We start from the raw sequence: 14,312 nt of genomic DNA on the forward strand, positions 1-14,312 counted from the left end.
ATTGCCTATCGACCGTTTTTAGTTCGTCCAACAGTATCAGCAGGTAGATTTGTTTTCAACATTAGCTTATTGTTATTACCAGCTACGCATATCTCTGTTCCCTCAACTACCTTTTTAAAGAAAGTTGACAACTTTTTACAATTTTCCTCTTGTGATCTTTTTTCATCAAAGTCAGGAATTTCCGCTTTTAACAAGCTATGAACTTGAGCGATAGGTATACCATCTTTCCCAATTTTATTTTCTTTTTTCAACCTCTGTAAAATCAATTTCGTTTTAAGGAAAATGTCATCATTTGTATTTTTGACAAACTCATTGGAATTAGTAATCGGCAATTCATCAGTTTTCCCTTGCAGAGAAGGTAAAACTATAAAATAGTCACAGATAGACTGAAAAAATCTGTTAATCTTTCCTTCGTAAGCACAGCCAATTACTGTTTTTCCATATTCATGTAGCTTTTTAGCTAAAGAAGCAAACCCACCGTCACCTGAGACAATCACAAATACTTGTATATAAGGACGTAAAATTACTAATTCCATCACATCAATAGAGAGTTGGATATCTGCGGCATTTTTGTTATGTCCAAAATCGAAAATTTGAATTGCTGCAACACCAAGTTGTTGAATTTCATCTTTTAGAGGCTTCAGCCTGCTCTCGCTCCAATCTGCGTAAGCACATTGAATTGCCACTTTTTTGAAAATATCAATTTTCTTTAACTTATCTCGCATCTCTTTAAAAGAAAAATTTATTTGAGAATTGTTTTTACTAAAACTTAGATTCTCGATATCATAAAATATAGCTGTATTAAACTCGCTATTATTGGATGAATTAGCAAATTGAAGACTACTAGTATTAATTTTACTCTGTTTTATTTTTTGCAACTCAATCATTAAAGATGGGATTTCATCTGTTTTCATAAACTTAGTCTCTTGCTGTTTTAACTCTATTAGTTCGTTTCTCAAAATTTCTATTTGTAGTTCAGCTTGTTTTATTTCCTCTGGGGATTTCTCAAATATAGTGTTGAAATAACTTATGCTTTGATGAGCTTCCTGTTTTAGTTCAGCGATGCTTATAGACAAAAGCTGCTGACGTTGTTGATAAGCTGCTAATAAAGATTGCTGTATGTGATACCAATCTTGAGGAAAATTTTCATAAGTATAAACCTGTAAAGAAGTTTCATAACCAGCGATCGCAATCTCTAAATTAGTAGTAGGATTACCATGCTTAAAAGAGTGAATAGTCTTACTAAATTCATAAATAATCTTAGCTATATTTATAGCTGTATTTGGTCGCTGCTTAAACTGTTCGATAGCCCATTTTCGTAATGTTAAAGCCAAATTTTCATTAATTTTATCTATGTGTTGAGATAAAAGTGTGTATAAGCTCTGTTTCTGATGGGTTGTCTTTAACAGTTCAATTAATAAAGCTTGATACTGGTTATTAACTTCATTTGACATAGCTATATTCCTTGACAATACAATTTTGATTTAGTATTCCCAAGTTTGCATCATCTTTAACACTTAAATAGGTGTTAACCAATAGCTAATTCCGCGAACAACTTTATTTTTTAACCCCAAATCTGATAACTTATCTGCACTGACACCAAGATAAGTCCAGTGTGGGACATCATTTTCTACAGTTTGAAACCAGCCGTTATCATTAAGAGCTTGTCTTTGTTTTGCATTAGATACTCGTAAATCAATTGCTAATCCCCACAAATGTTGTGATGCTCCTGGTGGCGCGACTACTCCAAGAATTGCTGTTTCTTTGCCTTCGCGGACTTTATCTAAAGTATTTTGATTAGCATATTTGCGCCAAAATCTTAAATTGGTAGCATAATTACGAGTACAATCACTAGCACCATAGCCAGATTTGAGGGGAATATTTTGTTGTGAACGTGCTTTATTTAAAGCATTTGCTGCTGCTTTCTGGAGATAACAATTGTTAGTTCCGGTAACTTTATCTATTTCTAATGTATTTTGATATGCTTGCGTTTCCTGATCATTATTGAAAACTACAGTAGGTGGAAATTTAACGGTTGGTTCTGGATCTATAAAAGCTGCACCGTAGGCGCGGAGTAAGATATATTCATAACTCCCAGGTTGGGGAAGTGTGGGAAAATGAGTAGCGATCGCACTTAAATAACGTTCTTGATCAGTCTGCGGAATATTAGGGCTAGGCGTGGGTAAAATTGGTTGGTTATGTAGTTCAAGACAAGCTACGGAAGCATTAATCTCACAAGCATTCAATGTTTGATTATTTAAACTACTAAAATGATTAATTGAGCTACTTGCAACTAATGTAAAAACTATTAAAATGCTAAGACAAATAAATTTTATTTTTTTATTTCGTCGCTTCATGGTATTACCAATATTAGATAAAGATAAAAAAACGCATAACTTTATTTATAACAAAAACATTTATACAATGCTGTTAAAGTTAGAGAATGATCTATTATGTAACTCATTCCATCAATAATTAATATGCAATCAGAAACAAAAAGTTGATGAACTAGATTAAGTTTTATCTAAAAATATCACCTCCATAAAATTACTGGCTAGATAGGTTAAAATCGAAAATAACTCTCAGCTTGTTAATCCTGTACGTATGACCATGCACAATTCAATAGAATTTCAAGACGCTTTTGATGTCATTGTCGTCGGTGCAGGTCACTCCGGTTGCGAAGCAGCACTTGCTACTGCCCGTCTCGGTTGTCGTACCCTGTTACTGACACTCAACTTGGATAAAATTGCTTGGCAACCCTGTAACCCGGCTGTGGGTGGGCCTGCCAAATCCCAGTTGACCCATGAGGTGGATGCTTTGGGTGGGGAAATCGGCAAGATGGCAGACCGTACATACCTGCAAAAGCGTATCCTCAACTCTTCACGGGGGCCAGCTGTGTGGGCATTACGCGCCCAAACTGACAAGCGGGAATATGCGGCTGTGATGAAAAATATTGTCGAGAACCAAGAGAATTTGAGCATCCGGGAAGCGATGGTGACGGACTTGGTGCTGGGTAAAAATGATGAAGTTATTGGTGTTGAAACTTATTTTGGCGTAGCTTTTGAGTGTAAAGCCGTAATTTTGACTACGGGTACATTCTTGGGTGGAAAAATTTGGGTGGGTAATAAATCCATGCCAGCCGGACGCGCCGGGGAATTTGCGGCTGAGGGATTAACCGAAACTCTTAACCGTTTGGGATTTGAAACCGGGAGGTTAAAGACTGGGACACCCGCACGGGTAGACAAGCGGTCTGTTGATTACAGCAAAATGCAACTCCAACCAGGTGATGCAGAGGTGCGTTGGTTTAGCTTCGACCCAGAGGTTTGGGTGGAACGGGAACAAATACCTTGTTATATGACCCGTACCACAGCCGAAACCCATCGCTTAATTCGGGAAAACTTGCACCTATCGCCTGTGTATGGTGGTTGGGTAGATGCTAAAGGCCCCCGTTACTGTCCAAGTATTGAAGATAAGATTGTCCGCTTTGTTGATAAAGATAGCCATCAAATCTTTATTGAACCAGAAGGGCGAGATATTCCCGAATTATATATCCAAGGGTTTTCCACAGGGTTGCCGGAAAATTTGCAACTACAGATGTTACGTAGTCTCCCTGGTATGGAAAAATGCGTAATGTTACGGCCTGCTTATGCGGTGGAATATGATTACTTGCCTGCAACTCAGTGTTATCCCACACTGATGACGAAGAAGATTGCAGGCCTGTTTTGTGCTGGGCAGGTCAACGGAACTACAGGTTATGAAGAAGCTGCTGCCCAAGGAATTGTGGCAGGTATTAATGCAGCACGATATGTACGGAATCAGGAAATGATTGTGTTTGCCCGTGAGCAAAGTTACTTGGGTACTTTGGTGGATGACCTGTGTACAAAGGATTTACGCGAACCTTACCGGATGCTGACTAGCCGTTCCGAGTATCGCCTGCTGCTGCGTTCTGATAATGCTGACCAGCGCCTAACACCTTTAGGTCGAGAAATTGGCTTGGTAGACGATCGCCGTTGGGAACTATTTACTCGCAAACAAGCCCAAATCACCGCCGAGAAAGAACGGCTGTATGCTACTAGGGTGAAGGAAAATGATGAAGTAGGTAAAGCGATCGCCTCTGATACCCAACAAGCAATCAAAGGTTCGATTACCTTGGCTGACTTGTTGCGTCGTCCTGGCTTCCATTATGTAGACCTTGATAAATACGGGCTAGGAAACCCCACCCTCACCCAAGCTGAACGAGAAGGCGCTGAAATCGATATCAAATATTCCGGCTATCTCGCCAGACAACAAAGCCAAATCGAACAGATTGCCCGTCAAGCGCAACGCCCGTTACCAGGGGATTTGGACTACACAAAAATTGACACTCTTTCTAAAGAAGCAAGGGAAAAACTCAGCAAGGTTAAGCCTTTGACCATTGGTCAAGCTGCCCGGATTGGTGGGGTGAATCCAGCTGATATTAACGCTTTGTTAATTTATTTAGAATTGCGTCAAACTAAGAACCAGTCAGGATTAGCAGCTTTAACTTAACTTCATCTTCATTAAGGGTGAGTATAGTAGAAGGGGGGATGGGTATGATAGATGACAAGCGATTAAAACTGGCATCATCAACTGATCCCCGTTTTACGTTGGATTTAATACACTGAGGGCTTTTGCATCAGCATGAGAAATCAACGATTGGAAGGGTACAAATCAGTGAACTGTGAAAGTAACCTGACAACTGACAACTGTCACACCCCTTCCAAAGCAAAAATTCTCATCGCTTAAGTCCTAACTCATTTAAAAAATCCTAATTTCCAGGTAGTAGGGGCAACGTTGCCCCATCCTGGCTACTACCACCCAAAATGCTTATGTTACAAAAAGTTAGTAACCATCTGATTATTCCAGACGCTTCAGAAGACTTAATTGTCAATGAGCCTTGGTCAATAGAATTTTACGCTGATGGCTTGATGGATGAGCTTTTTGCTGATATTGATGAGATTCTGGATGTAAACTTGCCTCACCTCACTAACACCAGAGGTAGACAAATACGCCAAGCATCTTCAGTCAGCAGGACGAAAGAAACTGCCGCCAGCGATTGGTTCCTTAGTTCCAGCAACCCGTCCCATCAACAAACTTTAGAATATGAAAATTTGCGTACAGTGGATGTACCGCAGATTGTTTTGCCAACTACCCTCAACCGGATGCAGACAGTATCCCCCGTCCTGAGTAAAGGGGGTAAGGTTGTAGTTGATAGTCAAACTGCCAAACCACTAGCAAAAATCCGTCAGTCATCTCAATTTGGTTTGAGCAAACTTTTGATTGTCGGGACAACGATTGGTGTAGCGATCGCAGGTGTACTATACATAGTGCAATCTGGACTTTTATTGCGCCTCACCTCCAGACTCACCCAACCAGATGTTTATGTTTCCTCATCACAATTAGCTCCACAAGTAGATGTAGAGGGCGACTTAGCTCAGTATATGCTGGGAGCGTTGGCAGTTATAGACAAATCCGATGTGGGGAATCAACAACCAGCGCGTGCAGAAATGGGCAACAGGATAGCTTATAACCCTACAGCCTTGGCTTTAAATAACACTCAGCCACCTGTTGGTAATCTCCCAACACCCCTTACCGCTAACAATACACTCCCAGCACCCAGCCGCCCCAACGTTGTTGAGCGGATTTATATCCCCGTGTATCAAGCGCCCTTACCAATGCGCTATGCTCCACCACCAATTCCCGGTACTCCTTTATCACCTATTGCAAATAATTTGGGAACAACCCAACCTAATGTAGTGAAAAATACTTTAAATCAAGTACAACCAACAAGTAAGCCTGCAAGCGTCAATATGTTAGCTTCGGCTGTGCGTTCAGAACTGAAACCTGTACCTGTACGCAATGCTCCAATCAATGTGCAAACATCACCTAAATTACTACCTACATTGCCCGTTGTGCCATTTGGTGCAAGCTTACCAACACAGCCTAATACTGGTGGAGACGCTGTACCCGTAGCCGCGCTGACAGTGAACGCTCCTACTCCAGCCCCCAGCCATACCTTAGAAGGTTTATTAGAGTTAGGCAATAAATCTGTCGCGTTGTTTCAAATTAATGGTGCTAGTCGTCGTGTCAGTATTGGTGAAACCATAGGTACTAGCGGTTGGACTTTAGTTGAGGTGAACAACGGCGAAGCTATTGTGCGGCGTAATGGTGAAGTGCGATCAATTTATGCAGGACAGAAATTGTAGGAGGCAGTAGGAGGAGTTTTCAACAGGGTGAACCATATATATTTACTTGTTTGATTTTGTTTAAGTCCCGATATTAGCCTAAATTGATGTGAGTTTTGCAGTTAGTAGGGGAAAACTAAACTTAGCTAGGTGTCAATAGTACTTAAGGAAGAGATTTCGAGTTGTTGCTGACTTTTCTTTTACCAAATGCTATTGATTAGCTTCTATGTAAGTTTTCAGGAACTCCACTATGATTCAAACATCTTCGCTCGACCATCAAGTACAATCTTTAGAATTGCCAATTGAGCGCGATCAATTTCTCCGCACTATCATTCGAGAATTGGCTGGAACTTTACAAGATGTTGTTGGTATTGAAGAAGCAGCAGGATTTTTGAATGTAGTCGGCTATCGGACAGGACAGCATGTTAATCAGATATATCATAACGGGTTGCAACTATCTAATCTTTCGCGTGAGCAGGTAACGGCTGTCCTTGTAGATTGGAAACGCCGGATTCAAGGTGACTTTTACGTAATTGAAGAAAGTGATGAGAAGATAGTTTTAGGCAATCGCAAATGCCCCTTTGCCGAACAGGTACAAGGGCGCGAAGCTATGTGTGTCATGACATCTAATATTTTCGGTGCGATCGCAGCTGATAATCTCGGCTATGCCAGAGTTGAGTTACAAGACACAATCGCTAGAGGCGCAAAGGAATGCACAGTCGTTATTCATCTTCAACCTAACGAATCATTAGATGGGTTTGCAGGACAAGAATACTTCAAAGCATAATAGCGCTGCCGTACTTCAAACTCATGACACCCGATCAATTTTTAACCTTTGCTCAGGTTTTGCCAGAACCTCTGCTGCTTGTAACTAGTGCAGGGGAAATTCTTGCAGTCAATCAAGCTGCTACTAAACTGTTTAGCAAAACCAGTAAAGCACTGATTGGTCAGCATTTGAGTGAATTTGTCACTGAATGTCCAAATAAGGTGAACGAATATCTTCGAGTTTGCGCCCAAAGTCGGCAAATGATTTGGGGCGCTTTTACAATTCACCAAGCTGTGGGAGAAGGAATTGCTTGTCGTACTCAAGGCGCAGTAGTCCAACCGCGATCGCCAGACAGTCCAGCTATTAATTTACTACGGTTAGAAAAGCGCAAAAGTAATGAATTTGTTGTGCTGAACCAAAAAATTCATGCTTTGAGTCAGGAGATTCAACAGCGTCAGCGCATTCAGCTAGAACTGGCGCAATCAAATGAAACCTTAAAACACACTCTAATTAAATTACAAAACGCTCTTGAAGCTGTCCAAAAAGAAAAGATGTCTGGTTTAGGACAGTTAGTTGCAGGAATTGCCCATGAAATTAATAATCCAATTAGCTTTATTCATGGGAATCTAACATACGCCAGTGAATACTATGATGATTTACTAAACTTAATTCACCTTTACCAGCAAGAATATCCCCATTCCAGCAAAGTTATTCAAGAGGCGATTGAAGCAATGGAACTTGATTTTCTTCAACAAGATATCAAAAATTTACTCTGTTCCATGAAAATGGGTTCCCAACGTATTGCTGAGATTGTAAAATCCTTGCGAAACTTTTCTCGTTTAGACGAAGCAACTTTCAAACTAGTTGATATTCATGAGGGTTTAGAGGCGACATTGATGATTTTACAAAGCCGTCTCAACCCCTGCACTCAGTATTCTCATATTGAAGTGATCAAAGAATATGGTGAATTGCCTTTAGTGTTTTGTTCTCCTGGGCAAATCAATCAAGTATTTATGAATATTTTGAATAATGCGATTGATGCTTTAGAAGAAGCTGAACAATTGCGATCGCAGCATAGCCCATTGTCAGAATTAACACGAAATTATTCTAGTCGGATCTGGATTCGCACAGAAAAACTCAGCGATCGCAACATTGTCATTCGCATCAAGGATAATGGTAATGGTATTCCCGCCGAGATTCATCATCAAATATTTAACCCCTTCTTTACTACTAAGCCCGTTGGTAAAGGAACAGGGTTAGGATTATCAATTAGTTACCAAATCATCGAAAGCCATAATGGGCGAATCAATATGATGTCCAATCCAACTTGGGGAACGGAATTTAGTATTGAGTTGCCTATTATTGAGGAATCCGAACCTATGTAAATTTACGTAACTATTACAAATTACCAATTACCAATCCCTTGGAAATAGAAGTGATATATCAACCTACCCATCTAATATTGGCAAAGTAAACCAGAATGTTGCTCCTTTGTCTAAATCACTTTTGACACCAATTTCGCCACCGTGAGCAGTAATAATTTGTTTACATAGATATAAACCCAAGCCTAAACTTAATGAATTACGATTACTTCCACCACGATAGTAAAGGTCAAATAAGCGATCGCTCTGTTGTTGACTAATGCCGATACCATTATCCTTGACGGTACAGTAAATCATTTCGCCTTGGGGGATGGCATTAATAGTTATCTCTAAACCAGGGGGATTGTGTTTGATCGCATTGACAATGAAGTTAGAAAATACACGCCATACTTGCGTAGGATCGGCATTTACTAATGGTATATCTGCGGTGATTAAATTTATGAGCGTGGTTTGATTATTTACTAGCATTGGCTCTAAATCTGCGATCGCCCCTTCTACCACTTCCCGTAATTGTACAGGCTGACATTGCAAACTCAAACCTTGTATCTCGCCAATATGGGCTTCTAGTAAAGAGTTAATCAGATTTAACTGGCGATCGCTACTTTGCAGCATCCTCTCTAAAATAGAGCGAGGTACAGCAATTGAGGACTGAGAATTAGTAACAATATCTGTCTTCTCCTCATCTTCCTCATTCAACAAATTCCTCAACACCATCACAGTCCCCAACACCGGGTTACGTAAATCATGGGAAACGGCATGGAAAAATACTCTCAGGGCTTCTTGGGCTTGTTTGCGTTGAGTAATATCTTCAACTAAACCTTCGTAGTAAAGTAATTTCCCTTGTTCATCACAGACAGCATAGGCTTTCTCGGAAATCCAAACAATGCTACCATCTTGCCGATAAATCTGCGACTCAAATTCCGGTACTAGTCCAGACTCTTCCATTAACCGGACAAACTCGGCACGACGTTTCGGGTCAACATATAATTGATGTTCGATATCTGTAAAATTTGCCGTCACTTCATCAGGGGAATTATAACCATATATACGGGCTAAAGCTGGATTGGCTGTAATGTAACGTCCATCAGGGCTACTTTGGAAAATACCTTCAATTGCATTTTCAAAAATGCTACGGTATTTAGCTTCCGCTAACCTTAACTTATCATTGGCTAATTCTAATTCTTTACGGGCATAAAACTCTGAACGTTGCAGGCGATCGTATAGATAAACACCAAGGTCACATATAATACAAAACCAAAAGATATAGAGAATAAAGGTGACATTGTATATTTCTGGATGTTCAGGTAGAGGAGTATTCAGCCTAAGAACCGTATTTACACCAAAATAGTAAGCTAAAATTCCTAGCTGGCAGACTAAATGGAGACTCCAGCGCACAGGCATGAAGGTAGCTTGGCTCAAAAATAATAATGACCAGCCTGCGGTATCGGGTAGGGCAAAACCTTTAAGAGTGGCGAATAATTGTGATGCCAAACTCAGCGACCAAGATGAGCCTAAAAATAGTACCCCTGGATGACGATGACCAAACCTGGTTTTACGCAGGGCAAAACAAACCAGTAAACTCAACAACATTGCTGCATTGATGATTAACCTTTGAGTTCTCATCACCTGGGGGAGTAAATGAAACTCTTGGAGAGGAAAGAACAAGTCGTAGATATCCCTAAGAGTAAACGACAATAGGCAGCCTAGCACTAGCCATAGCCACAGATGTAACCTCTGCCATAAAAAACGATGCCTAATTACCTGCCACTCTTGTTGTTGAGAGTGTAGGTCAACAGCTTGAATTTCACCCGTACTAGGTGCAGAAATAGTTTCTCTCCACCGCCGTTGCAACTTTCTCAACAAGGTAGTCATTAGAGTTTTGCTAACCTCACCCATAGCGTTGTAGGTTTTTCCTGCTTCCAGACAGTAATAATACCAATTGGTAATACGTAATGCGTAATGGGCTACGCCCTGCTACGCTAACGTAATTCGTAATTAACAAACTTCAGTAGGTGAAAATCAATAATTTTATTGAACTCAAGTAAGGAGCAGAAGTATATAAGGTTTCCTTCTGACACAGAGGCTTTAATCATCACTATTTAACCGGAATTGATATTATCCATAGGATGGTGTGTATTCAAAACAGCTACATCTATACGTAGGTTATATTTTTAGAGTTTTCCAAGGTAAATGCGATGACCTCCGGTCGGTCGGAGACCATCGCACCAATTTTCATGCGTAAAACCATCAATATTTAATACTAATTACGCCCATTTATCCATTCTGATATTTATTGTTTACAAAGTTGAGTCAAACAATAAATGAGTTGATATTTGCCGCCCATTTTATTGTCATGAAAAACTCAAAATCTAGATTTTAATTTTAATTAGACAAGCTTTTAATGACTAGGTTTTAGGAAAAATTTAAAAAATCATAAAAAATATTTTGTTGGTTTTTGTAAAACACAAAGCAATTTAATAGATTAACTCATAGTAATTATTGACTAGGAGGGCAAAATCATGCGTGTAAATATTAATTGTCCAGAATTAACAATTAAAACCACAAAAAACATTAACGTTAGTTGAGGAGCAAATACCTATGCCCATAAATAAGAATAATCACAATCCACTTACAAATGACGGGCTAAATTCTCTTTCTTTCTCCTCATCTGATGCTTTTAGTACAGAAAATAATTATGTTTCCAACTTAGGAAGTCGTAGTAGTAGCTACACATCAAATGATGCTACTTCTAATGCTACTAGTACCTATAATTCTAGTAACGGTTATGGCTTAATTAATGCAGCCACAGCCGTATCTGAAGCAGCTGGTCAAAGTCCATACAGTGATGTTCCTGCCCTTGGTGGTAATAGTTGGGGATTAGATATGATTAAAGCCCCAGAAGTTTGGGCGCATGGTTATACAGGTCAGGGCGTAACTGTGGCTGTGATAGATACTGGCGTAGACTATAATCATCAAGATTTAAAAAACAATATATGGACGAATACTAAAGAAATTGCCGGAAATGGTATAGATGATGATGGCAATGGTTATGTAGACGATACTAACGGTTGGAATTTTAACGACAACAATAATAATACCCTCGATAATAATGGGCATGGAACTCATGTTTCTGGAATTATTTCAGGGGCAAATGATGGAGTCGGTGTAACTGGTGTTGCTTACAATGCCAAGATTATGCCAGTCAAAGTTTTAGATGAATCTGGAGAGGGTTCTTATAATTCGATCGCTAATGGAATCCGCTACGCCGCAGATAATGGAGCTAGAGTAATTAATCTGAGTTTAGGTGGTGATTACTCTAATCAGAATCTCCAATCTGCTCTTGAATATGCCGATAGTAAAGGGGCAATTGTTGTCATGGCATCTGGTAATGATGGTAAATCACAACCAGGTTATCCTGCCCGCTATGCAGATAAATTAGGTATTGCCGTTGGCGCTGTAAATAGCGAAGGTGACTTAACCGATTTCTCTAATCGTTCTGGTAGCAATGAACTGTCTTATGTTACAGCCCCTGGACAGAACATTTATTCGTCTATACCAAATAATGAGTATGCCAATTATAGTGGTACATCTATGGCTACTCCCTACGTTTCCGGTGTAGTAGCTCTGATGTTGAGTGCTAATCCTAATTTGACTGTAGCCCAAGTGCGTGAAATTATTACCAGCACAGCAGGTAACACTGAAACCAACGCCACACCAACCACACCTACAACCAGCCCTGGCTTTGGTTTTAATCCTAGTGATTTCTTAGGACTTATTGGCTCTCCAAGCAATAATAAACCCACACCTACACCAAATACACCTACAAGCAGTCCTGGTAGTGGCTTTAATTTTGTCTCTATCATTGGTGGCTTATTGACAGGTTCACCGTCAAATAACACATCAACTAACACTTCTAGCTATAGCCAGAAATCTTTCTCACAAAGCAATGCTTACACTACAGATTCCCCAATTCTCTCTACATCATCAAATAGTTACGTAAGCACCGACGAGCTTGACAGTCTAGTTAAAAAATTGGTTATTAGTTAATTAGTCCATAGTCCATAGGCAGGAGTTAATGATCATTTCCCTTCCTTCCTTGTCTTCCTTGTCCCCCTCACTCAGCACGCGCTAAACGCGCCGCTTTCGCTAATAGCACTCATTACTCAACACTGCTTCGCTGACGCAGGACTAACAAAATCGTGTAAGTCAGTTTCCCAAACGCTGATGTAAATTAAATCACAGCTCTGACGGACAATTTGCCCTTTAACGCCGCCTACGGTAAAAGTGAAATTATCTGACTGACGTTGTTGTATTTGTTGTAAACCTTGCCTAATTCTGGCGTTAGATTGACCGCTTAACATACCATCTAACGTAGTTTGCATCACTTCGGGGTCTACGGACTGGGCAAAAGCTACTTCAGTTTGACGTAACGCTCCAGAGTTACGATCAAATAAATAGCCTAAGTCAACTTGGTTTGGTACTAAGCGATAGACTACAGCACGGGTATTGCGCCACACGCCTCTTAAATCTCTATTTGGTTTTCCGAGTGCGGCTTCTACCCTGCTTCTTGCTGTACCTGTAGGAAAGGCGGGAACGTTGGGACTGTTTGTATTTGCTTTTTTTCTTGGTAAATCAGCTTGGGGTGTCGGTTCTGGAACGGGCTGATTTTCTATTTGTGGTGTTGGGGTGGGTTGTGGTGCGGGAGTATTTGCAGTTGTAGGTGTGTTTTCGGGGATGGGTGCAAATACTTCTGGTGGGTTAGAGTTTGTTTGACGGTTTTCTGTTGGCGTTGGTGTATCAAAAGCCACTGGTTGCTGAGTAGAATCAGGCGAAGAAAAGGATGGGGTTGGTTGGGGTGAAACAGATGGTGTATCAGGTAGGGAAGTTGGGGCGGAAGAAGGTTCGTTGACGATCCGTGTATCTGATTGTGGCTGGCGTGAGAGAGTAGAAATAGCTACGCCTGCTATTAAACCACCCACTACCAAGCTACCAACTATCCAAGCAGACTTTTGACGACTACGCTGCTGAGGTTGGATAGCCGGAACAGCTAGATGTCGGGTTTGTTGGGTTGGTATTGTGGTGGGAGTTACAGTATGTTCAGATGTCAGATGAGGCGATAAAGCATACAGCATTTTACTAGCGGTACTGTAGCGATCGCCTGCTTGTGGTTTAATGGCTTGATTTAGCACCTCTACTAATTGTGGCGAAATATGAGGTGCAAAGTTCTGCCATACAATCTCCCCAGTTTGGGGGTTAGTTGGCAATTCATCAGGACTTTTACCAGTTAACAAATAAATTGCTGTCAAACCCAAGCTGTAAATATCTGTAGCGTAAACTGGCCTACCTACGGCTTGTTCGCTGGGCATATATCCGGGTGTACCTATGACGAGTGATCGCGTCACATATCCTGGAGAACCAACAACTGAACGAATCGTTTCTTTAACTGCACCAAAGTCAATCAACACAGGCTTTTGGTCAACAGTCCGCAGAATAATGTTATCTGGTTTGATATCTCTATGAATAATGCCTTTGCTGTGGACGTAATCTAAAACTTTTAGCAGACTCAACAATATAGCTCTAACAGTTGCCTCACTTTGAGTTCCTGTGTCTGCAACTAGATTTCTCAGAGTTTGTCCATGAATCCATTCTTGCACCAAGTAAAACTGCCCATTCTCCAAAAAGTAAGCGTAGAGTCTGGGAATTTGATCACTATGTTCGCCTAAATACTCTAGAGTTGCTGCTTCCCGCTCAAACCGTTGTTGAATTATTTGATAGGTTGGAGGGTCATTGCTGACCGGCTTGAGTTGCTTAATCACACAACGACGGCGAGAAGGCATATGGGTATCTTCCGCCAATAAGGTTTCCCCAAACCCCCCAGCACCGAGTACCTGAATAACTTGATAGCGATTGTTCAGCAGAATAGATGTCATGCGAATTTTAAATTGTCCGCCCTTTCTCAAT

At 40.6% G+C, this 14,312-nt stretch carries 9 protein-coding genes; 5 read left to right on the forward strand and 4 right to left on the reverse strand.

Features of this window, described 5'->3' with window-relative positions; translation table 11 throughout:
- Positions 1 to 5: 5 nt before the first annotated feature.
- On the reverse strand, positions 6 to 1,454 hold the full coding sequence (locus NSMS1_RS03585; RefSeq protein ID WP_224091112.1) for an NYN domain-containing protein: 1,449 nt from the start codon (positions 1,452 to 1,454) through the stop codon (positions 6 to 8).
- 63 nt (positions 1,455 to 1,517) lie between these two features.
- Complete coding sequence (locus tag NSMS1_RS03590; protein ID WP_224091114.1) at positions 1,518 to 2,357, reverse strand: D-alanyl-D-alanine carboxypeptidase family protein; 840 nt, start codon at positions 2,355 to 2,357, stop codon at positions 1,518 to 1,520.
- A 247-nt stretch (positions 2,358 to 2,604) separates the two neighbouring features.
- On the opposite strand from NSMS1_RS03590, the gene mnmG reads away from it, so the two are divergent.
- From mnmG to NSMS1_RS03610, 4 genes are all read left to right on the forward strand, one after another.
- Entirely contained in the window at positions 2,605 to 4,527 is a 1,923-nt protein-coding gene (mnmG, locus tag NSMS1_RS03595; protein ID WP_224091117.1) for a tRNA uridine-5-carboxymethylaminomethyl(34) synthesis enzyme MnmG, read from the forward strand.
- A gap of 320 nt (positions 4,528 to 4,847) precedes the next feature.
- A complete protein-coding gene (locus NSMS1_RS03600; RefSeq protein WP_224091120.1) occupies positions 4,848 to 6,224 on the forward strand; it encodes a hypothetical protein in 1,377 nt (458 codons plus the stop codon).
- A 229-nt stretch (positions 6,225 to 6,453) separates the two neighbouring features.
- The gene (locus NSMS1_RS03605; RefSeq protein WP_224091122.1) at positions 6,454 to 6,990 is read left to right on the forward strand and encodes a methanogen output domain 1-containing protein; all 537 of its coding nucleotides are present in this window, start codon (positions 6,454 to 6,456) and stop codon (positions 6,988 to 6,990) included.
- A 23-nt stretch (positions 6,991 to 7,013) separates the two neighbouring features.
- The gene (locus NSMS1_RS03610; protein WP_224091127.1) at positions 7,014 to 8,354 is read left to right on the forward strand and encodes an ATP-binding protein; all 1,341 of its coding nucleotides are present in this window, start codon (positions 7,014 to 7,016) and stop codon (positions 8,352 to 8,354) included.
- Between the two features lie 63 nt (positions 8,355 to 8,417).
- Here NSMS1_RS03610 and NSMS1_RS03615 read toward each other — a convergent pair whose 3' ends face one another.
- Complete coding sequence (locus NSMS1_RS03615; protein WP_224091130.1) at positions 8,418 to 10,223, reverse strand: PAS domain-containing sensor histidine kinase; 1,806 nt, start codon at positions 10,221 to 10,223, stop codon at positions 8,418 to 8,420.
- A 726-nt stretch (positions 10,224 to 10,949) separates the two neighbouring features.
- Here NSMS1_RS03615 and NSMS1_RS03620 point away from each other — a divergent pair.
- Positions 10,950 to 12,398 carry a S8 family peptidase gene (locus tag NSMS1_RS03620; RefSeq protein WP_224091135.1) on the forward strand — a complete coding sequence of 483 codons (1,449 nt, stop codon included), beginning with the start codon at positions 10,950 to 10,952 and terminating at the stop codon, positions 12,396 to 12,398.
- Between the two features lie 116 nt (positions 12,399 to 12,514).
- Here the strand turns inward: NSMS1_RS03620 and NSMS1_RS03625 are convergent, their stop codons facing one another.
- Positions 12,515 to 14,281: a serine/threonine protein kinase gene (locus tag NSMS1_RS03625; RefSeq protein WP_224091138.1), complete on the reverse strand. Its 1,767-nt coding sequence runs from the start codon at positions 14,279 to 14,281 to the stop codon at positions 12,515 to 12,517.
- Positions 14,282 to 14,312: the final 31 nt, after the last annotated feature.

Source organism: Nostoc sp. MS1 (assembly GCF_019976755.1).
Lineage (GTDB): Bacteria > Cyanobacteriota > Cyanobacteriia > Cyanobacteriales > Nostocaceae > Trichormus.

What these genes read in the sequence shown, in the direction of transcription:
- mnmG (WP_224091117.1), top strand. Translation starts at nt 2,605, where the DNA reads ATGACCATGCACAATTCAATAGAATTTCAAGACGCTTTTGATGTCATT.
- NSMS1_RS03620 (WP_224091135.1), top strand. Translation starts at nt 10,950, where the DNA reads ATGCCCATAAATAAGAATAATCACAATCCACTTACAAATGACGGGCTA.
- NSMS1_RS03615 (WP_224091130.1), bottom strand. Translation starts at nt 10,223, where the DNA reads ATGACTACCTTGTTGAGAAAGTTGCAACGGCGGTGGAGAGAAACTATT.
- NSMS1_RS03590 (WP_224091114.1), bottom strand. Translation starts at nt 2,357, where the DNA reads ATGAAGCGACGAAATAAAAAAATAAAATTTATTTGTCTTAGCATTTTA.
- NSMS1_RS03605 (WP_224091122.1), top strand. Translation starts at nt 6,454, where the DNA reads ATGATTCAAACATCTTCGCTCGACCATCAAGTACAATCTTTAGAATTG.
- NSMS1_RS03625 (WP_224091138.1), bottom strand. Translation starts at nt 14,281, where the DNA reads ATGACATCTATTCTGCTGAACAATCGCTATCAAGTTATTCAGGTACTC.
- NSMS1_RS03600 (WP_224091120.1), top strand. Translation starts at nt 4,848, where the DNA reads ATGTTACAAAAAGTTAGTAACCATCTGATTATTCCAGACGCTTCAGAA.
- NSMS1_RS03585 (WP_224091112.1), bottom strand. Translation starts at nt 1,454, where the DNA reads ATGTCAAATGAAGTTAATAACCAGTATCAAGCTTTATTAATTGAACTG.
- NSMS1_RS03610 (WP_224091127.1), top strand. Translation starts at nt 7,014, where the DNA reads ATGACACCCGATCAATTTTTAACCTTTGCTCAGGTTTTGCCAGAACCT.